17 protein-coding genes are annotated in these 21,767 nt (G+C 42.4%); 16 read left to right on the top strand and 1 reads right to left on the bottom strand.

Features of this window, described 5'->3' with window-relative positions; all coding sequences use genetic code 11:
- Positions 1–57 precede the first annotated feature (57 nt).
- The 13 genes from NL111_RS05630 (at position 58) to clpB (ending at position 14,833) form a co-directional block, all read left to right on the top strand.
- Positions 58–501 (top strand): GatB/YqeY domain-containing protein, encoded by a 444-nt coding sequence (locus NL111_RS05630; RefSeq protein ID WP_002830339.1) that lies wholly within the window; start codon positions 58–60, stop codon positions 499–501.
- An 11-nt stretch (positions 502–512) separates the two neighbouring features.
- Positions 513–1,481: a PhoH family protein gene (locus NL111_RS05625; protein ID WP_053906251.1), complete on the top strand. Its 969-nt coding sequence runs from the start codon at positions 513–515 to the stop codon at positions 1,479–1,481.
- Between the two features lie 4 nt (positions 1,482–1,485).
- The gene (gene ybeY, locus NL111_RS05620) at positions 1,486–1,956 is read left to right on the top strand and encodes an rRNA maturation RNase YbeY (RefSeq protein WP_002830337.1); all 471 of its coding nucleotides are present in this window, start codon (positions 1,486–1,488) and stop codon (positions 1,954–1,956) included.
- Positions 1,940–2,323, top strand: a complete 384-nt coding sequence (locus NL111_RS05615) for a diacylglycerol kinase family protein (protein WP_004165942.1) — start codon at positions 1,940–1,942, stop codon at positions 2,321–2,323. The genes ybeY and NL111_RS05615 overlap by 17 nt, the downstream gene beginning before the upstream one ends.
- Positions 2,324–2,347: 24 nt before the next feature.
- On the top strand, positions 2,348–3,262 hold the full coding sequence (era, locus tag NL111_RS05610) for a GTPase Era (protein ID WP_285110014.1): 915 nt from the start codon (positions 2,348–2,350) through the stop codon (positions 3,260–3,262).
- A gap of 2 nt (positions 3,263–3,264) precedes the next feature.
- Complete coding sequence (gene recO, locus NL111_RS05605) at positions 3,265–4,026, top strand: DNA repair protein RecO (protein WP_058120789.1); 762 nt, start codon at positions 3,265–3,267, stop codon at positions 4,024–4,026.
- 285 nt (positions 4,027–4,311) lie between these two features.
- Complete coding sequence (gene glyQ / locus NL111_RS05600; protein ID WP_119178948.1) at positions 4,312–5,211, top strand: glycine--tRNA ligase subunit alpha; 900 nt, start codon at positions 4,312–4,314, stop codon at positions 5,209–5,211.
- The gene (gene glyS / locus NL111_RS05595) at positions 5,211–7,283 is read left to right on the top strand and encodes a glycine--tRNA ligase subunit beta (RefSeq protein WP_053906252.1); all 2,073 of its coding nucleotides are present in this window, start codon (positions 5,211–5,213) and stop codon (positions 7,281–7,283) included. The genes glyQ and glyS overlap by 1 nt, the downstream gene beginning before the upstream one ends.
- A 346-nt stretch (positions 7,284–7,629) precedes the next feature.
- Positions 7,630–9,486 carry a DNA primase gene (dnaG, locus tag NL111_RS05590; protein ID WP_002830330.1) on the top strand — a complete coding sequence of 619 codons (1,857 nt, stop codon included), beginning with the start codon at positions 7,630–7,632 and terminating at the stop codon, positions 9,484–9,486.
- A gap of 17 nt (positions 9,487–9,503) precedes the next feature.
- Positions 9,504–10,643: an RNA polymerase sigma factor RpoD gene (rpoD, locus tag NL111_RS05585; RefSeq protein WP_002830329.1), complete on the top strand. Its 1,140-nt coding sequence runs from the start codon at positions 9,504–9,506 to the stop codon at positions 10,641–10,643.
- Between the two features lie 95 nt (positions 10,644–10,738).
- Positions 10,739–11,449 carry a tRNA (adenine(22)-N(1))-methyltransferase gene (locus tag NL111_RS05580; protein WP_002831893.1) on the top strand — a complete coding sequence of 237 codons (711 nt, stop codon included), beginning with the start codon at positions 10,739–10,741 and terminating at the stop codon, positions 11,447–11,449.
- Positions 11,427–12,218: a Nif3-like dinuclear metal center hexameric protein gene (locus NL111_RS05575; protein WP_285110013.1), complete on the top strand. Its 792-nt coding sequence runs from the start codon at positions 11,427–11,429 to the stop codon at positions 12,216–12,218. Before NL111_RS05580 ends, NL111_RS05575 begins: the two co-directional genes overlap by 23 nt.
- Positions 12,219–12,229: 11 nt before the next feature.
- On the top strand, positions 12,230–14,833 hold the full coding sequence (gene clpB, locus NL111_RS05570) for an ATP-dependent chaperone ClpB (RefSeq protein WP_285110012.1): 2,604 nt from the start codon (positions 12,230–12,232) through the stop codon (positions 14,831–14,833).
- 107 nt (positions 14,834–14,940) lie between these two features.
- Here clpB and NL111_RS05565 read toward each other — a convergent pair whose 3' ends face one another.
- Positions 14,941–15,117, bottom strand: a complete 177-nt coding sequence (locus NL111_RS05565; RefSeq protein ID WP_002831889.1) for a YjzD family protein — start codon at positions 15,115–15,117, stop codon at positions 14,941–14,943.
- Between the two features lie 126 nt (positions 15,118–15,243).
- Here NL111_RS05565 and dnaE point away from each other — a divergent pair, with 126 nt between their 5' ends.
- The 3 genes from dnaE (at position 15,244) to pyk (ending at position 21,511) form a co-directional block, all read left to right on the top strand.
- Positions 15,244–18,579 (top strand): DNA polymerase III subunit alpha, encoded by a 3,336-nt coding sequence (dnaE, locus tag NL111_RS05560; RefSeq protein WP_350355569.1) that lies wholly within the window; start codon positions 15,244–15,246, stop codon positions 18,577–18,579.
- A 123-nt stretch (positions 18,580–18,702) separates the two neighbouring features.
- Positions 18,703–19,671 carry a 6-phosphofructokinase gene (gene pfkA / locus NL111_RS05555; RefSeq protein ID WP_002830324.1) on the top strand — a complete coding sequence of 323 codons (969 nt, stop codon included), beginning with the start codon at positions 18,703–18,705 and terminating at the stop codon, positions 19,669–19,671.
- A gap of 76 nt (positions 19,672–19,747) precedes the next feature.
- The gene (gene pyk, locus NL111_RS05550) at positions 19,748–21,511 is read left to right on the top strand and encodes a pyruvate kinase (protein WP_002831885.1); all 1,764 of its coding nucleotides are present in this window, start codon (positions 19,748–19,750) and stop codon (positions 21,509–21,511) included.
- Positions 21,512–21,767: the final 256 nt, after the last annotated feature.

Below are 21,767 nucleotides of genomic sequence, written 5' to 3'. Positions count from 1 at the left end.
CCGATCATCGCTCCTGAATTTCAGGAGCTTTTTTTGTATACTAAAAGGAGAATAAAAATGGATTTTACAAAGCAAATTAACGACGACTTAAAAACTGCCATGAAGGCCCACGATAAATTAAGCTTAAGCGTAATTCGGATGATCAAGTCCGAACTTTTAAACGAACAAGGTCGGGTTGGTCACGAATTAACCGAAGATGATTTTGCTACGGTAATTAACCGTGCTTATAAGCAACGGAAAGATTCAATTGCTGAGTTCAAAAAGGGTAACCGCGATGACTTGGTAAAAGAAACTGAAGCTGAATTAAAGGTTGTTGAAAAGTACATGCCTAAACAACTAAGCGATGATGAATTGCAAGAAATCATTAACCAAGTAATTGAAGAGACCGGGGCAACTTCGAAGGCAGACTTTGGAAAAGTAATGTCGACATTGATGCCTAAAGTAAAAGGTAAGGCAGACGGTGCCAAAGTTAACGAAATTGTAAAAAATACCTTAGGTTAGGGGAAGGTAACGTGTCTGAAGAGTTGTTCGAAAAGAATCTCATATTATCAGATCCAAATTTAGAAATGTCACTGCTTGGTAATCAGGAACGCTTCGTGCCGATTATTGAGGAAGGGATGAACGTCAAGGTACTTCCGTTTGGCGAACGAATTACCGTAAAGGGTGCACAAACTGACGTAGAACAAACCATTGCAATTTTGAAAACGCTGGTTCAAGTTTTAAAAACCGGGGTGCAACTTAGCAGCACCGATTTCGTTAGTGCCATGAAGATGGCTGAAAAGGGAACCTTAAGCTACCTGCCCGAGCTTTATTCAACGGTCTTAATTAAGGATGCGAAGGGTAAACCAGTTCGGATTAAGAACTTTGGACAGCGGCAGTACGTGGAATCAGTCAAGAATAACGACGTGACGTTTGGAATCGGTCCGGCCGGAACTGGTAAGACATACTTAGCGGTGGTGATGGCCGTGGCGGCTTTAAAGCGGGGCGACGTAGAACGAATCATTTTAACCCGGCCAGCTGTAGAAGCCGGTGAAAGTCTAGGATTTTTACCAGGTGACCTGAAAGAAAAGGTTGATCCATACCTCCGACCAGTTTATGACGCGTTGTATCAAATTATTGGGGCAGAACACACTACGCGTTTATTAGATCGTGGTGTGATTGAAATTGCGCCGTTGGCTTATATGCGCGGACGTACTCTCGATAACGCGTTCGTAATCCTTGATGAGGCCCAAAATACGACTAATCAACAGATGAAAATGTTCTTAACTCGTTTGGGATTTGGTTCTAAAATGATTGTTAACGGGGATGTGACCCAAATTGACTTACCGCGAGGCACCCGTAGTGGCTTGAAGGAAGCACAAATTGTGTTAAGTAACGTCAATAAGGTAGCGTTCGTTAACTTCACCGCTAACGACGTTATTCGCCATCCTGTAGTTGCGAAGATTGTCAAAGCTTACGACGAAAAAGAAGCGAAAGGATAATATGATGGATATTCAAATATTTGATCATACTGAAGAAGTACCCCAACAACATTTGGATTTAATTGCGAACATTTTAGACTTTGCCGGAAATTATTTAAAATTAGACGTGGCAACTGAAATTTCGGTTACCTTAATGCATAATGATGAAATTCAAAAAATTAACCGCGAATATCGCAATGTAGATCGTCCTACTGACGTAATTAGTTTTGCAATTAACGACGAAGATGAAGATATTATTATGGATCCTGAAATGGCAGAAGAAATTCCGGATAACATTGGGGATTTGATGATTTCGGTTGACAAAGTTGCTGAACAGGCGGAATTTTTGGGACATTCTTACGAACGGGAACTAGGGTTTTTATGTGTCCATGGTTTCTTACATCTTAACGGCTATGATCACATGAAAAAGGAAGACCAAGAAAAAATGTTCCCGCTTCAAAAAGAAATTATGAGTGCTTATGGTCTTGAAAGATAAACGCCAAACCGAAAAGAACCGCTCGCTAATCCAATCGATTGCCCACGCGATGTACGGGGTTAAAGATATTTTTCTACGTGAACGCAACTTCCGCTACCACTGTTTAATTGCGGTGTTAGTCGTTGGCTGTGGTTTAGCAATCCACTTGTCACTGATGGAATGGATTGCGATCGTGGTTTGTATCGGAGCAATGTTTGTGGCAGAAGCTTTTAATTCAGCAATTGAACGATTGGCGGACTTTGCCTGTAATGGCAAGTACCAATTCCTAGTTAAACAGGCTAAGGATGCCGCGTCAGCAGCGGTCTTACTAACCGCAGTATTCACCGTCTTGATTGGACTATTGGTTTTTGCACACCACTTTTTTTAAAATTAAGGAAACGGAATCGTGATTATGGAAGAAAATAAACAAGCTTTTCATTCGGGCTTTGTGGCAATCGTTGGCCGGCCTAACGTTGGTAAATCGACCTTTTTAAACTACGTTGTTGGTCAAAAGGTAGCAATTATGAGCGACGTCCCACAAACCACCCGGAATAAGATCCAAGGTATTTACACTACGGACCGCGAACAAATTGTCTTTATCGACACTCCAGGTATTCATAAAGCTCACAATAAACTAGGAGACTTTATGGTTCAATCCGCCATATCTTCGTTAAACGAAGTTGATGCGGTAATGTTTATGGTCAATGCGGATCAAAAACGGGGTGCCGGGGATAACTACATTATCGAACGGTTGAAGAAAATTAAGAATCGGCCAATTTATTTGGTGATTAATAAGATTGACCTAGTTCATCCAGACGAGCTGTTACCGATTGTTGATTCGTACCGGGATGCTTTGGATTGGACCGAGGTTTTCCCAATTTCAGCGTTACAAGGTAACAACATTAACGAGCTCTTAGCAACCTTGAGTAAACAGATGCCCGAAGGTCCGCAATATTACCCAAGCGACCAAGTTACCGATCATCCAGAACGGTTTGTGGTTTCTGAATTGATTCGGGAAAAAGTATTGCAGTTAACTCGGCAAGAAGTTCCCCATTCCGTAGCTGTAGTTATTGAATCCATGAAACCTGGTAAGGATGACCTCGTGGATATTAGCGCAACGATCATTGTGGACCGCCCCACCCAAAGGGGAATCATCATTGGCAAAGGCGGTCGGATGCTAAAAGAAATTGGCAGCCGAGCGCGAGTAGACATTGAACATTTACTAGGTAGCCGGGTTTATCTTGAACTATGGGTTAAAGTTTCTGAAGGATGGCGTGATAAACAAGGGATTTTGCAATCCTTCGGTTATAAAAAGGACGAATATTAAATATGAGCCAATTGGTGAACGCGGACTTTACTGGCATGGTGATGTTTGCCAAAAATCATCGGGAAAACGATTTGTTGGTTAAATTTCTTACCAGGGAATATGGTAAACGGATGTTTTTCATCAAGAATGCCAAAAAGAAGGATTTTAAGTTGCGTTCGGCAATTTTGCCGTTTACCCACGGTCGTTATTCGGGGTTAATCCGGGGCAACGGGCTGTCGTATATTAACGCTGCCCTAGACGTTAAACAGTTTGAAAATATTTTTCAGGATATTGAATTAAATGCCTACGCCACTTTTTTATTAAATTTAGTTGACGCTGCATTTGATGATAATTTTAAAATTGAAGCTTGGTTTGACCGGCTAGCCCGGGCGCTGACCCTGATTGACGCTGGTAACGATGCGGAAGTAATTACGGATCTAATTCAGATTCAATTGCTAAATTCCTTTGGGATTGCAATCGTTTGGGATCATTGTGTCGTTTGCGGACGTCGAGATTTGGCATTAGATTATTCTGAGTCGCGAGGCGGGATGCTTTGTCAAAATCACTGGCATTTAGACGAACACCGCTGGCACCTTAGCGTTAAAGCAGCTAAAACCATGGCAATGCTTAGTTTGGTCAGTATTTTTAAATTAGGCCAGATTTCGGTTTCACCAGCAACTAAGCGAGAAATCTGGCAGTTAACTGAGCGGATTTATCAAGATCAAGTCGGGATTAACCTTAAAAGTCGTCATTTTATTGATCAAATGCAAAATTGGGCGCATTAATTATATTGACAACCAATTAAAAGTTTTTTATTATTATCTCTGTTAAATCGGACAGTGAAGAACAAAGCGGATTTTCCGTACTATTAGCGAAATCAGGATAGTGGAAGCTGGTTAGGAACGGTTCCGTGGGGCATTTGGAGTCCTTAAGAGATAAATATTTCAAGCTGTCGGTGAGAAATTAACTCACCGGAAGTAGGGTGGAACCGCGATAATTATCGTCCCTACGTAGTGTATTTTATGCTACGTAGGGGCTTTTTTTGTCCGTAAAATTTAAAGGAGGAACTTATGAATAAAAAGCTTTCGGTCCAAGAAATTATTTTAACTTTACAAAAATATTGGGCAGACCAAGGATGCATGTTGATGGAAGCCTACGATACTGAAAAGGGTGCGGGAACGATGAGTCCGTACACTTTCTTACGGGCAATTGGCCCCGAACCATGGAACGCCGCCTACGTAGAACCATCTCGGCGTCCAGCAGACGGTCGTTACGGGGAAAACCCTAACCGGCTTTACCAACATCATCAATTCCAAGTAGTAATGAAGCCGTCACCGGAAAATATCCAAGAACTTTATTTGGGTAGTTTAAAGGCTTTAGGGATTGATCCCCTCGAACACGATATTCGGTTTGTAGAAGACAACTGGGAAAATCCTTCAATGGGTTGTGCCGGTGTTGGTTGGGAAGTTTGGCTTGATGGAATGGAAGTTACCCAATTTACGTACTTCCAACAAGTGGGGGGGCTCGAAGTACACCCCGTTACCAGCGAAGTAACTTACGGACTAGAACGGCTATCCTCCTATATCCAAGACGTAGAATCCGTTTTTGATTTAGAGTGGGGGAATGGCGTTTCTTACGGAGACATTTTTAAAGAACCTGAATACGAGCATTCCAAGTACTCATTTGAAGAATCTAACCAAGCAATGTTGGAAACCATGTTTAACGATTTTGAAGCCGAAGCTAACCGGTTAATCGAAAAAGGCTTAGTGCACCCGGCTTACGACTACATCTTGAAATGTAGCCACACCTTCAACTTACTTGATGCTCGCGGGACGGTCTCAGTTACTGAACGAGCAGGATTCCTATCTCGAATCCGCAACATGGCGCGTAAAGTAGCCCGCGCATTTGTTGAAGAACGTGAAAAAATTGGTTTCCCATTATTAAAAAATGACGACAAGGAGGTAAAATAATGGCTCATAGTTATTTATTAGAAATTGGTTTAGAAGAAATTCCCGCACACGTGGTGACACCGAGCATCCAACAATTAGCACAAAAAGTTGCTAAATTTTTGAAGGAAAACCGGCTCAGCTATGATTCTATTGAGCAATTTTCGACACCTCGTCGTCTAGCAATTCGAATCAATGGACTTGGCGATCGTCAGCCAGATATTGAAGAGGATGCTAAGGGGCCTGCCCGGAAAATTGCCCAAGATGCGGATGGCAATTGGACAAAAGCGGCGATTGGCTTTACTAAGGGACAAGGCTTAACAGTTGACGACATTACCTTTAAAACCATTAAAGGCACGGAATACGTATACGTACACAAGCTAATTCAAGGTAAAACTACCCAAGAAATTTTGCCAGGCATTAAAGACGTGGTGGAATCATTGAACTTCCCAACCATGATGAAGTGGGCGAACTACGACTTTAAATTTGTAAGACCGATTCGCTGGTTGGTTTCCATCTTGGACGACGAGGTTTTGCCTTTCCAAATTTTGGACATTAAGGCCGGACGGCAAAGCCAAGGCCACCGTTTCTTAGGTAAAGCGGTCGACTTAGCTAATCCAAGTGAGTACGAAGAAAAGCTACAAGCTGAATTTGTGATTGTTGACGCAGAAAAACGCAAAGCGTTGATTCGCGAACAAATTCAAGCAATCGCCCAAGAAGAAAACTGGGAAGTGACGCCGAACGCTGACTTATTAGAAGAAGTAAATAATCTGGTAGAATGGCCAACGGCATTTAGCGGAAAATTTGATCCTAAGTACTTGGCAATTCCCGAAGAAGTTTTAATTACTTCCATGCGTGATCATCAACGGTTCTTCTTCGTGCGGAATCAGGACGGCAAGCTGTTGCCAAACTTTATTTCCGTACGGAATGGAAACAAGGAACACCTAGAAAACGTTATTCGTGGAAATGAAAAAGTGTTAACAGCTCGACTTGAAGATGCTGCCTTCTTCTACGACGAAGATCAAAAGAATTCGATTGACTACTACGTTGACCGACTTAAAAAGGTTAGCTTCCACGATAAAATCGGTACTATGGCAGAAAAGATGACGCGGGTCGGCTCCATCGCTCAAGTAATTGCTAAAATGCTCGGATTAGATGCAGAAGCAGCTGAAGACTTGCAACGTGCTGCAGCAATTTACAAGTTTGACTTGGTTACTGGGATGGTAGGTGAGTTCCCTGAATTACAAGGGGTAATGGGTGAAAAGTATGCTCTATTGAAGGGCGAAAAACCAGCCGTAGCGCAAGCCATTCGGGAACACTACATGCCAAATAGTGCGGAAGGCGAACTTCCTGAAAGCACTGTGGGAGCAGTATTAGCTTTAGCCGATAAGTTTGACAATATCTTTAGCTTCTTTAGTGCAGGAATGATCCCAAGCGGTTCAAATGACCCGTATGCTTTACGGCGTCACGCATACGGGATTGTTCGAATTCTTGCTCAACGTGATTGGTCACTAGACTTGAACAAATTTGAAGAAGCTGTTAAGCAAGCGTTGGCGGACGACCAAACTAGCTTTGGGGTAGACGTAGATAAAAACTTTGCCGAAGTGGTGGAATTCTTCAATGACCGAATTAAGCAATACCTTGATCACCAGTCGGTTAGCTATGATATTGAAGATGCCGTGCTTGCCGGAAGCCAGCACAACGTAACGACAATCATTGCGGCTGCCGAAGTGCTAACTAACGCGAAGGCTGCGGATTCCTTCAAAGATGAGATCGAGGCCTTAACCCGGGTACAACGGATTGCTACTAAAAACACCACTGCCGGTGACTTGGCAGTTGATCCGCAATTATTCAATAACGAAACTGAAGGTAAGCTCTTTGACTTGATCACTAAGATTGAAGCGATGAATGATTCGGACATGGCAGCCTTCTTTAAGGAATTGACTAGTTTGACCCCAGCAATTACCGAATATTTTGACGCTACCATGGTAATGGATAAAGATGCAAAGATTAAAGCAAACCGGTTAAACATGATGAGCCGTTTAGCAAACTTGGTTCTTCGTGTTGGAGATTTGACTAAGGTAATGGTTAAATAAAAATTGAAATTTTAAAAAAGCTGCGAGCTCGCTAACGAGGCTGTGGCAATAGTTATTTAAAATCTGTTGACAGTGATTGAAAAGTGATTGCTACCAACAGATTTTTTGGTGGAGTGAAAAGGTTAGCAGGGCTGCCGGTGTCTTCGCTAGTTTTTAGAATTTTTGTGAAATTTTTTTGGGGGAGCTTGAGGTAGCTTAGTCTATAAATGAGGTAATCCCAATATTTAAGTGCTTATTTAACATACTTGACAAAAGTGTTAATTATTGGTGCGTTTTGATTGCTTATTAGTAGGGAGTGCTGTAATATACTATCGTATGAGTCTATCTTACGGAAGTGGGTGATAGAATGGCTGGTATGATTCCAGAAGAAGTTATCGACAACGTCCGGTCCGCCGTGAACATTGTTGATGTAGTTAGTCGATACGTTCAGTTGAGAAAAGCTGGAAAAAATTTGTTTGGCATTTGCCCATTTCACGATGAAAAAACACCTTCTTTTTCAGTATCCGAAGATAAGCAGATTTTTCACTGTTTCAGTTGTGGACGTGGAGGAAATGTATTTAAGTTTTTGATGGATCTGGAAAAAATTAGTTTCCCAGAAGCCGTCCGGCGCGTGGCGGAGTTTGGCAACGTCCCCCTAGACGATAAGTACGTAAAGAAGTCTCCTAAGTCAGCTTATTCAGCGACTCAAAGTGAGATGATTGGCTTATATGAAAAGGCTGCTGAACTTTATCACCACGTGTTGGTGAATACGCAATTAGGTGAAAAGGCCCTCGCGTATTTAAAAAAGCGGGGAATTACTGAAGCAGACATGCAGGATTTTGATTTAGGGTTTGCACCGGCAGACCAAGATTTGCTGTTAAGTTTTCTTAAGGAACAGCAAATCGATCAAAAACAAATGCAAGATTCAGGACTATTTATTGAAACAGCAGACGGTTCGTTAAAGGACCGGTTTTTTAATCGAATCATGTTCCCAATTAAAGATAATAATGGGAAGATTGTCGCTTTTTCCGGACGGAGCTTGGTGAAGGATGACCAACATCCGAAATATTTAAATAGTCCGGAAACTAGCATTTTTAATAAAGGAAAGGTACTCTATAACTTTTCGCAAGCCCGCCCTGAAATTGTCCAAAAGAAAACCGTTATTTTATATGAAGGGTTTATGGATGTAATTGCAGCTCACCGGGCCCAAGTGGCTAATGGAATTGCCACGATGGGAACTAGTTTGACAGAAGACCACGTGCGAGCGCTTAAAAGAGTTGCCTCCCGTGTAGTAATCTGCTTTGATGGCGACGAGCCCGGCCAACGTGCAATTGCGAAGGCCATTGCGTTAATTAAACAGACTAGTGATTTGCAAATCAGCGTCATTTTTATCCCGGATAACCGTGATCCTGACGAATACGTGCGGGATAAGGGCGTTGAGTCTTTTCAAAAACTAATGAATCAGACTGGGGAATCCAGTACGGCATTTTTATTGAAATTTGACCGGATGGGTTTAAACTTAGCTAACGAAAACGATCAGCTGGAATACCTAAAAAAAGCTCTCCAACGGATTGGTGAATTAAATGACGCTTTGGAACAAGACCTATATCTTAACCAACTTGCTGAAGAATTTAGTATTGATAAGCGTGATTTGAAAAACCAGTTAAGGGAAAGCGTGGCTGATCGGATTGCGCATACTCCTCGGCAGTTTGATCCGGGTCCGGCCCCCGCGCCGCCACCTACTTTTGAAAATCAAGTTGAGAAAACCGAAAATACTCCTAAGAAGCTATCAAGTGTGGATATTTCGCAGTACCGGTTGTTAGCCCGCGCACTTAATCATCACGACGTATGGTTGAAATTACAAAGCTTGCCGGATTTTTATTTTCCAAATGAGCAACTGGAAACTATTTATATGTTGGCTGGAGGATACCTAGCCAAGAATCAAGAATATGATGCGGCAGATTTCATGGATTATTTGAAGGAACCAGAGTTACAGTCGGTAGTGGCTAATATTGAGTCGATTAATTTGAGCCCCGATTACACGGAAGAAGAAATCGAAGACTACATTAGTTTGATTAAGGACGTGGCCCCGCTCAGCGAACAGATTTCAAAAGTTAAGTCGGATTTAAACGAAGCTACCAGATTAGGTAACCAAGAATTACAACAGCAATTAACGCTAAAACTTATTTCTCTTTATCAAAAACAACAACAGCTCCAAAATTAGAGGGGGAACAGCTAACTATGGCAAGTAAAAAAAGTGAAATCAAACGTAAAAAGAGTGAAAGTATCATTTCTTCACCAGAATTTAAAAAGGCGGTTAACCAAATTATTAAAGCACAAAAAAGTGAACACAAGGTTAAGTACACTAAGCTTACCCGTGATTTGATCGATAAATTCAAGTTGACTGACGAAGACGTGGATGACTTAATTCAACGGATCGAAGACGCCGGAATCAGTGTGGTTGACGAAAACGGTGACCCGAGTGAAAAGGCCTTAAAGGCACAAGAGATTTCAAAGGAAGAATTAGACGATACTAAAGCTCCGGCCGGAGTTAAAATTAACGATCCGGTTCGGATGTATCTAAAAGAAATTGGCCGGGTTTCACTGTTAACTGCCGATGAAGAAGTTGCCCTAGCCCTCCGAATCGAAAAGGGTGACGAACGTGCAAAACAAGAACTTGCCGAAGCTAACTTGCGTTTAGTAGTTTCAATTGCTAAGCGGTACGTTGGCCGGGGAATGCAGTTCCTTGACCTCATTCAAGAAGGAAACATGGGCTTAATGAAGGCCGTTGAAAAATTTGATTACCAAAAGGGATTCAAATTTTCTACCTACGCGACCTGGTGGATTCGGCAAGCAATTACGCGTGCGATTGCTGACCAAGCGCGGACAATCCGAATCCCAGTTCATATGGTAGAAACCATCAATAAATTAATCCGGATTCAACGGCAATTGCTTCAAGATTTAGGCCGTGAACCAATGCCCGAAGAAATTGGTGCAGAAATGGACATGCCTTCGGATAAGGTTCGCGAAATTCTTAAAATTGCTCAAGAACCAGTATCTTTGGAAACTCCAATTGGTGAAGAAGATGATTCACACCTAGGCGACTTCATTGAAGACCAAGAGGCAACTAGTCCTGCTGACCATGCGGCTTATGAATTGCTTAAAGAACAACTAGAAGGCGTTTTGGATACCTTGACAGACCGAGAAGAGAATGTTCTCCGGCTTCGGTTTGGGTTAGATGATGGCCGGACTCGCACCCTTGAAGAAGTGGGAAAGGTCTTCGGCGTAACTCGTGAACGGATCCGGCAAATTGAAGCAAAGGCTTTGCGGAAACTGCGCCATCCTTCACGTTCAAAACAATTAAAAGATTTCTTAGATTAGCATTTAAAGAGGTTCCATACAGGTCGCAGATTTGTATAGGGCCTCTTTTTGGGATAGCATAAAATAAATACAAAAAATACCGGGAGTTTATTTTCATGAATTCAAATAATTTATCGCCACGACTAAAAGTAGTTGCGAGTTTAGTTCCAAAAGGATCCAAAATTGCCGATATTGGTTCGGACCATGCTTATTTAGCGATTAACCTGGTTAGAAATCAAATTGCAACGGCTGCGATTGCTGGGGAAGTTGCCCCGGGGCCGTTAACTAATTCCAAAATGGAAATTGAAAAAAATCAGGTTAGTGATTTGATTGATGCGCGGTTAGGTGACGGATTGGCAGTCCTAAACCCAGAAGATCATGTTGACGTGATTTGTATCGCGGGGATGGGTGGCCTGTTGATTCGGCGAATTCTAGAAGAAGGCCAAGTAAAGTTATCTGGAGTGCAACGATTGATTTTACAGCCTAACGTTGGGGAATACGAACTGCGGGAGTGGCTCATCACCCACGGATATCAAATCACTCATGAAGATATTGTGGCTGAAGATTATCACCTTTATGAAATCATCGTTGCTGAGCCAGGACAAATGCAATTGACCGAAACTGAATTAACGTTTGGCCCATTTTTAATGCAGGCTGCTAACGCTACTTTCTTGCGAAAGTGGCAGCGGGAGTTGAAACGGCTAAAATCAATTCAGGATAATTTAGAACGACATCCACAACATGGTGACGAAAAATTAGCGGAAGTATCAAAAAAGATTGCGCAAATTGAGGAGATGTTGACTAATGTTGGCGAAACAATTAATTGAACGTTTTGAAGAAATGGCACCTAAAGAAAGTGCTTTTCCTAAGGATCCGGTCGGATTGCAGATTGGGGATCTTAACCAGCCCATTCACCGCGTATTAGTGACTTTAGACGTCCGTCCCGAGGTTGTGGCAGAGGCAATTACCAAAGGATGTGATTTTATATTCTCACATCATCCGTTGATTTTTCGACCGGTGCGTAATCTGGATTTGACCGTACCACAGAATCAAATGTACGCTACCTTAATTAAACATTCCATTGGGGTTTACTCCGCCCACACTAACCTAGACGTGGCGGCGGGTGGTATGAACGATTGGTTAGCACAAGCAATGTCCCTTACGGAAGTGCAACCCGTTTATTCTGCGCACTACGACCGCAATATTGGACGAATTGGCAGTTTGGCACAACCCCAAACGGTGAGTGAGTTTGCCAAGACCTTAAAAGAGGTCTTCCAACTTGACGGTTTGCGGGTAGTTGCTGAAGATAACCAGGCATTGGTCCGTAAAGTAGCGGTCGTAGGCGGTGACGGCGGTAAATTTTATCCAGAAATGATGGCGGCCGGTGCGGACGCGTTTGCTACTGGCGACGTGTATTATCATACTGGTCACGATATGCTGGCGGATCACCTTAATGTTTTTGACGTGGGACACAACGTGGAAAAAATCTGTATTGATGAATTAACAAAGTTATTTAGCCAATGGAAGGCGACGAACCAATGGCAAGTTGAGGTTTGTCCGTCAACGGTGAATACCAATCCTTATCAATTTATGTAGGGGGTAATTGAATGAATCCTGAAAAAATGACTACTGCGTTACAAGAAGCACTGGGTGAGGCGCAACAAATTGCGGTTAACCGTCAGCACCAAGAAATTGGGGTTCCGGAATTGTTTAAATTTTTAGCCCAACCAGATCAAACGGTGGGAACTTTACTCTCGGAGCTCGGAGTTAGCAACCAGACGGTCCAAGCAGAATTAGACCGCGAATTAGCTCAAATTAGCATCGTTAGTGGTAGCCAAGTTAGTTATGGTCAATCAATCTCTACTGAATTAAATCAATTATTAATCCAAGCAGAACAGCGTCGACAAAAGCTGCAGGATGAATTCATTGCGGTGGATACGGTATTCTTAGCGTTGCTTGATTTGAATAATAATGAATTTGCTAATTTTTTAAAACAGCAGGGAGTAACTGCTAAAAAAGCATTAGAGAAGATTGAAGAATTTCGTGGAGGTGAAAAAGTGACGTCCAAAGAACAGGAAAGCGGATATAAAGCACTAGAGAAATATGGTACGGACTTAGTAAAACGTGCGCATAACGAGAATCCCGATCCGGTGATTGGTCGGGATGAAGAAATCTTAGACGTAATTCGAATTTTATCACGGAAAACCAAAAATAACCCGGTTCTAATTGGAGAACCCGGAGTCGGAAAAACTGCCATTGTCGAAGGATTGGCACAACGAATTGCAAAGGGAGACGTTCCTAGTAATTTAGCCAATAAGACCATCATTTCCCTAGACATGGGGTCCTTAATCGCCGGAGCCAAGTACCGGGGAGAATTTGAAGAACGCTTAAAGACGGTTCTCAAAGAGGTCGCAAAGGCGGATGGCCAGATTATTTTATTCATCGATGAAATTCACACAATCGTTGGCGCTGGCAAGACCGAAGGCAGCATGGACGCTGGTAACTTACTCAAACCAATGTTGGCACGTGGTGAACTCCACCTAATCGGGGCTACGACGTTAGACGAATATCGCGAAAACATTGAAAAGGATAAAGCCTTAGAACGGCGGTTCCAACGGGTTTTGGTAAAGGAACCTTCGGTAGAGGACACGATTAGTATTTTACGAGGGCTAAAGGAACGTTTTGAAATTCATCACGGTGTGCGAATCCACGATAATGCATTAGTGGCGGCAGCCAAGTTATCTAGCCGGTACATTACCGACCGTTATTTGCCAGATAAGGCAATTGACCTGATTGACGAGGCTTCTGCAAAGATTAAAGTGGAAATGAACTCAAACCCTACCGAACTTGATCAAGTTAACCGCCAGTTGATGCGGCTGCAGGTTGAAGAACGGGCGTTAAAAAACGAAACGGATGAAGAATCCGCAAAACGCTTAAAGGCACTGCAAAAGGAATTGGCAACTACTAAAGAGGAAAAAGTTAAGTTAGAATCTCGTTGGGCGGCCCAAAAAGCGGAAATTAAAAAAATCAGTGATAAGAAAAACGAACTTGATAAGGCAAAACATGACTTACAAGAAGCTGAAAGTGCCTACGACTTAGATCGGGCAGCGGTTCTCCAGCATGGTACCATTCCAACTTTGGAAAAAGAACTGCAGGATTTAGAAAATGAGTCTGAAAACACTCACCAAGAATGGCTTGTTGAAGAGTCGGTTACTGACAGAGAAATCGCCCGGGTAATTAGTCAAATGACTGGAATTCCGGTTGCACGGTTAGTAGAAGGCGAAAGGGAGAAACTACTTCATTTAGCGGATAAATTACATCAGCGAGTAATTGGACAAGACGAAGCAGTTCAGTCCGTAGCCGATGCCGTGTTGCGCTCTCGAGCAGGCTTACAGGATCCTAACCGGCCCATTGGTTCATTTATGTTCCTAGGGCCAACTGGAGTAGGGAAAACTGAATTGTCGAAAGCTTTAGCTGAGGCTTTATTTGATTCGGAGGACAACATGGTTCGGATTGACATGTCCGAATACATGGAAAAAGAATCGGTTTCCCGGTTAGTGGGAGCTGCACCAGGGTATGTAGGATATGAAGAAGGCGGACAATTAACCGAAGCGGTTCGCCGAAACCCATATTCCATCGTCCTCTTCGATGAAATTGAAAAAGCTCATCCGGAAGTCTTCAATATTTTATTGCAAGTGCTTGATGACGGTCGTTTGACGGATGGCCAAGGGCGAACGGTTAACTTCCGAAATACTATTTTAATCATGACTTCTAATTTAGGTTCGGAATTATTGTTAAAGAACCAGTCGGAAAATTCCATTGACGCAGATATTCGGCAACAAGTTCGCGACGTCTTACAAGGATACTTTAAGCCGGAATTTTTAAACCGGGTCGATGATATCATCATGTTCACGCCGTTAAGCAAGACGGATGTTCGCAAAATTGTTCGAAAATTAGTTACTCAATTATCTGACCGGTTGGCAGACCAAGAGATTAAGTTGAATATTTCAGAACCTGCCCAAGATTACATTGTCCAGCAAGCATATGATCCGGCATATGGCGCACGGCCGCTGCGACGTTACATCGTCAAGAATGTAGAGACGCCATTGGCTAAGGAGATTATTAGCGGACGGGTAAAACCGAAGTCAGCAGTAATGATTGACGTGCTCAATGACCAATTGGTTTTTCAAAATGAAGCCCAAATTAAGTAATGGTTGATAAAACAAAAAACAGGCTGGAATGTAAGTAATTCCAACCTGTTTTTACTTTTTATAGGGTTGCTATCTGGTTAAATTTAAAAGATAGCTCTTTAGCTTAATTACCGGTATTTTTTTGAAAGCCACGGAATTAAGTTAGAGGTGATGAGGGCGGTAATGGCAGCCATCGTACCAATCTCCAGGCTACTGTATGGTAGTACTTCTAGGGCACCACCGATATAACCGAGTACTTCGCCAAAAATAAATGCCCAAAAAATAACTACGATTTGTTTCATCATTATTAATTGACCCCTTTCTCGAACAAAGCTATTCTAGCACAAACTTAAGGGAAAATAAATTAAACTTGAATTTTGGATATGCCTAATACATTTAGTATAATTAAGAAAAACACGGGAGGGAAAATGATGGCTTTTGTACCGCTACATGTCTTAAGTTCGTATAGTTTGTTGACGAGTCCAACAAAAATCGCTGAGCTGGTTAAAACTGCCAAAGATCGTGGTTATTCCGCGATGACCCTCACTGATAATAATACGATGTACGGCGCGATTGAATTTTATCAAGCCTGTTTGAAGAATGATTTAAAACCAATCGTTGGATTGACCATTTGGTTAGATAGTACCCGGGGCATCGACAATCAGTTTGCGTTGGTGTTGCTAGCTAAAAACATTAACGGGTATCATAATTTACTACGGATTAGTTCTGCCAAAATGACGGAAATCTCCGCAAAACCAACACTTACGTTTAATGATTTACGAGCTTATTGGAAAGATTTAGTGGTGATCGTGCCCCCAGTTCGTTCCGAAGTTAATGAACTATTGGAGCGGGGAATGGCTAACGATGCCCAAGCACTAATCGAAGAATATCAACAATCAATTGACTCCCCGGATTTATTTTTAGGAATTAATGGGCAACAGTCTCACGTCATGCGCCAAACACTGACCCAGATGGCGCAGAAAGCAGGGATTGGTTGTTTACCGCTTCCCAGCGTTGAATATTTAAATGAAGAAGATCACTTCGCAACCCAGGTGCTGCGTGACATTGATTCGGGAAAAGTTTTGCAGCATCCGGAACTTTTAGCAAAGGGCGGCGGTAACAACTGGCTGAAGCCCGCGACTGAATTTGTTCGCGAATACGGTCATTTGGTTGATGCCGAAATGCTAACCCAGCTGGATAGGGTGGTTGCCGGAATTAACCTTGAAATTCCAATCGTAAGTCCGCGTCTACCACAGTTTGCAACCCCTAACCAGCAGGATTCATTCACTTATTTGACCCAATTATGTCAGCAAGCATTAACCCAGTTGAAGGAAAATATTCCGGACGCAGAACGTTATCAAGCACGGTTAGATCATGAATTAGCCGTGATTAAAGAAATGGGCTTTGCGGATTACTTTTTAATTATTCACGATGTGGTTCAATTTGCACACCAAAAGCAAATTTTAACTGGTCCAGGTCGCGGATCTGCGGCCGGTTCCTTAGTAGCTTACCTATTGAAAATTACGAGTGTGGATCCTTTGCAATACGGGCTTTTGTTTGAACGTTTCTTGAATCCCGAACGAGCGCAGATGCCTGATATTGATTTAGATATCCCTGATGATCAGCGGGAAGTCGTTTTACAATATGTACACGACCGCTATGGTCACCAACACGTGGGGCAGATTATTACGTTTGGTACTTTAGCTGCTAAACAGGCCATTCGGGACGTTGCCCGTGTATTTGGGGAAATGCCTAATAAAATTAACCAAATTAGCGCACTCATTCCTAATAAATTAAACATCACGTTAAAACAAGCAGCTCAAACCTCTCACCGGTTACGGGATTTTATTGAAAGTTCGCCGAAAAATCGGTTTATGTTTGAGACAGCGTGCCGGTTAGAGGGACTTCCCCGACACTTTTCAACGCATGCAGCGGGAATTGTTTTAAGTCAAGACGAACTGGTGGAAAGCGTGCCGGTTCAAGATGGTAACGAAGGGATGCTGATGAGCCAGTATTCCAAGAATTTTGTTGAGCAAGTTGGCTTATTAAAGATGGATTTCTTAGGACTTCGGAACCTTTCTTTAATGAATAACATTTTAGAACTGGTCCACCGTACCGAACCGCAATTTGAGATTGAAAAGATTGATTTAAACGATCCGCAAACTTTACAGTTATTTCAGCGGGGGGATACTAGCGGAGTTTTTCAATTCGAATCTACAGGGATCCGTAACGTTTTGCGTAAAGTACACCCCACGAACTTCGGACTCGTCGTTGCGGTCAACGCCCTCTATCGGCCGGGGCCAATGGAAAATATTGACCGGTTTGTTAAACGAAAGGATCATCTGGAACCGTATCGGTTTCCTAACCAAATTTTGGAACGGGTTTTAGGTGAGACTTACGGAATCTTGGTTTATCAAGAACAGGTAATGGAAGTGGCCTCCGCGATGGGGGGCTTGAGCCTGGGCCAAGCGGACTTGTTGCGACGGGCAATGAGCAAGAAAAAGCATGCCGTAATTGAGCAAATGCGGACGAATTTTATTCAGGGAGCCGTTCAAAAGGGTTATAGTGAAAAAATTGCCCAACAAGTGTACCGGTATATCGAAAACTTTGCTAACTATGGATTTAATAAATCCCATGCAGTTGCTTACAGTAAACTAGCCTTTCAGTTGGCATACCTTAAAGCACACTATCCTGGTGATTTTTATACGGCATTATTAAATTCCGTGGTGGGCAATGATACGAAAACTAAGACTTACATTCAAGAATTAAAGCGGTTAGGAATTCCTACGTTAGCTCCAGATATTAATCAAAGTAGCGCAACTTATACCTACCAAAATGGTCAAATCCGAATGGGATTTACCGCAATTAAGGGGTTACGCCGCGACTTTATCCAGCATTTATTAGCGGAACGTGAACGGGGTGGACAATTTAAGACGGTTGACGACTGGTTACGCCGAATGGGCAATCAGGGGATTGACGAAGATGTAATTGATAAATTAATTTTTGCGGGAGCTTTGGACAGCTTTGGCTATAATCGGGCGGAACTAGACGAATATTTACCCGAACTGCTTAAGGGGATTACCTTTAGCGGTCAAAATGTGGACCTATTTCAAAAGCTAATGCCGACAATTAAAAGTCGTCCCGATCTACCGCTTGATGAGAAGTTGGATCGGGAAGAAGAATTACTTGGAACTTATGTTTCAGCTCATCCAGTAGAACGATTTGCGGAATTAATTAAACAGCGCCGTTTTGTCCCAATTCAGCAGTTTAAAGCTGGAGAAAAGGTAACTTCCATAGTTTATATCCGCAGTATTCGCTCAATTCGAACAAAGAAGGGCGAACCTATGGCATTTGCTAAAATCAGTGACCAAACGGATGAGTGCGAAGCGGTAATCTTCCCCCGTGTTTACCAAGCCACCCAACTTTTAGAAAGTAAACGAGTACTGCAGTTAACGGGCAAAGTTGAGCAACGAGAGGACCAGCTCCAGCTAATTGTTGATCAGATTGAAGCACCTCGACAAATTGCACATGGGCAAACGCACTGGCTAATTAAAGTACCCAGCCGCAAAAATCCCGCAGATTTCCAAAAGAGATTATTCGGGATGTTCAAAGAGTACCATGGTAAAGTTCCGGTTACCTTGGTTTACCGAGATACCAATCAGCAACGAGCACTATCCGAAAAATTTAGTTTACAAGGAACACCCGAAGTGAAGAAAGCGTTTGAAAATTTACTTGGAACAGATCAAATTTCATTGGTTGAAAAATAAAACGTGTATTAAAGCACTTACATTGAAAGAATTGGCAAAATGGTACAGACAACTGATTTTAAAAGTGATAGAATCAACAATGAAGTTTTGAAAAAACTCAATATTTCTATTTGAGGTGAAAAAATGAAGCGTATTGGTATCATGACAAGTGGTGGGGATGCTCCGGGCATGAACGTAGCCATCCGCGCCGTTGCACGAAAGGCCATAAGCTCAGGTCTTGAAGCTTATGGAATAAATTATGGTTTCGCTGGTTTAGTAGCTGGTGATATTCATGAATTCAAGGCAACGGATTTAGATGACATGGTTTCGCAAGGCGGAACTATGCTGTACTCAGCCCGTTACCCTGAATTTGCTCAAGAAGAAAGCCAATTAAAGGGTATCGAACAACTTAAGAAGTTCGGTATTGATGCGTTGGTTGTTATTGGTGGAGATGGTTCATACCACGGTGCTCTTCGCTTAACAGAACACGGATACAATACAATCGGCCTTCCAGGAACGATCGATAATGACATTCCGTTTACCGACTTCACTATTGGTTTTGACACCGCATTGAATACTGCAGTAGACGCGATCGATAAGGTCCGGGATACTGCTAAGAGTCATCAACGGGTGTTTGCGGTTCAAGTAATGGGTCGCCACGCTGCTGATATTGCTCTTTGGGCAGGAGTTGCTTCGGGAGCTGACGCAGTGATTGCACCAGGTTTTGATTACGATGTGGAAGCAATTGCTAACAAGCTTAAGAGAAACCGTGCTAACGGTAAGGATTATGGAATCATCGTAATTGCTGAAGGCGATGCAAACTCTGAAGCTGCTCCAGAGTTTATTAAAAAGCTTAAGCAATATGGTGACTTCGACGCTCGTGCTACGGTAATTGGCCATGTTCAACGCGGGGGCGTTCCATCTGCTAAGGATCGTGTCCTAGCAAGTAAGATGGGTGCTTATGCTGTTGAACTACTTCTTGAAGGCAAGGGTGGTTTAGCGGTTGGAATCTTGGATAACAAGGTTCAAGCACACGACATCACGGACTTGTTTGATGCAAAACATCAAGCAGACGACTCACTTTACCAATTAAGTGAGGACTTATCGTTCTAATTTTTTATTTTATTAATTTGGTATAAAATGATCTAAAAGATCTTTTATAATTTAAAATCAAGGGAGAGATTCTGTAATGAAGAAAACCAAGATTGTTTCAACACTTGGTCCTGCAAGTACATCAGTTGACACGATTGTTAAGTTAATCGAAGCTGGTGCAAATATTTTCCGTTTTAACTTTTCACATGGTGACCATGAAGAACATTTAGGCCGCTACAACATGGTTAAGGAAGCAGAAAAGATTACTGGTAAATCAGTAGGTATTTTGCTTGACACAAAGGGTGCTGAAATTCGGACAACCGTCCAAAAAGATGGTAACCAAGAATATCACACAGGGGATAAGGCTCGTATCTCAATGGATGCTAGCTTAGAAACTACTAAGGAAAAGATCGCGGTTACATACCCTGGTCTTTACGACGATGTTCATGTTGGTGGACACGTTCTCTTTGATGATGGATTACTTGATTTTAAGATTGACGAAAAAGATGACGAAAACCGCGAATTAGTTGTGCATGCTACAAACAACGGTGTCCTTGGTTCACGTAAGGGTACTAACGCTCCTGGCGTATCAATCAACTTACCAGGTATTACTGAAAAAGATGCTAGCGACATTCGCTTTGGTCTTGAATCAATGAACATTAACTACATTGCTGCAAGTTTTGTTCGTAAGCCTCAAGACGTTCTTGATATTCGTGAATTACTTGAAGAAAAGAACATGGAAGACGTTCAAATCTTCCCTAAGATCGAATCCCAAGAAGGTATCGACAACACTGACGAAATCTTGAAGGTTGCTGATGGAATCATGATTGCTCGTGGTGACATGGGTGTTGAAATTCCAGCAGAAAACGTTCCGTTGGTACAAAAGACATTGATCAAGAAGTGCAACGCACTTGGTAAGCCAGTTATCACTGCTACACAAATGCTTGACTCAATGATCGAAAACCCACGCCCAACTCGTGCGGAAGCTTCTGACGTTGCTAACGCTGTTTGGGATGGTACTGATGCAACAATGCTTTCTGGTGAAAGTGCTAATGGTGACTACCCAGTTGAAGCAGTTGCTACAATGGCTAAGATCGACCAAAAAGCTGAAAATGCTATGGCTGATGACGGTAACCTTCAAATCAATACTTTTGATCAAAGTGACGTTACTGAAACAGTGGCTGCTGCCGTTGCTCGCGCTGCTAAGAACTTGGGCGTTAAGACAATCGTTGCTGCAACTCAATCAGGCTACACAGCACGGATGATTTCTAAGTATCGTCCAGATGCAGACATCTTGGCAATTACTTTCGACGAACGTGTACGTCGTGGCTTGATGGTTAATTGGGGTGTTCACCCAATCGTTGCTGAACGTCCTGCAACTACTGATGAAATGTTCGAATTGGCTGCTAACAAGGCAGTTGACCTTGGCTTTGCTAAGGAAGGCGACTTAATCCTTGTTACTGCTGGTGTACCAGTTGGTGAAAGTGGTACAACTAACATGATGAAGCTTCAATTAATCGGTTCTAAGTTGGCATCTGGTCAAGGTGTTGGCGACGAAACTGTAATTGGTAAAGCAGTTGTTGCTACATCAGCTGACGAAGCTAACCAAAAGGCTGTTGAAGGTGGAATCTTAGTTACAAAGACAACTGACAAAGATTACTTACCAGCAATTGAAAAATCAAGTGCTTTGGTTGTTGAAAATGGTGGTTTGACATCACACGCTGCAGTTGTTGGAATCTCAATGGGTATTCCAGTAATCGTTGGTGTTCAAAACGCTACATCAATTCTTTCTGACGATGAATTAATTACGGTTGATTCACGTCGTGGAATTATCTACCACGGTGCTTCAAACTCACTTTAAGATTTAAAGTGAACCATTAAAGGCTTGGGGTCTAGGACCCTGGGTCTTTTTTTGTGCGCTGGAAAATGAGCGTTTTTCAAGTGAAAAAGCGCCCAATATGAAAAGAAAATAATTTGCTAAATCTTTTTGAAAATACGTTGAAAAACGGGGATTTGCATTTTTCGCCTAAGCCAAAATAGTGTACAATAGTATAATAAATAAACTTTTAGATTAAAAAATGAATGCGAAGCTTCGTTGGGGCTTCGTATTATAATTG

Source organism: Pediococcus sp. AC40 (assembly GCF_030252485.1).
In the GTDB taxonomy this organism is placed as follows: Bacteria; Bacillota; Bacilli; order Lactobacillales; family Lactobacillaceae; genus Pediococcus; species Pediococcus acidilactici.
Note: the sequence above shows the minus strand (reverse complement) of the source record. Positions and strands in the feature narration are given on the sequence as shown.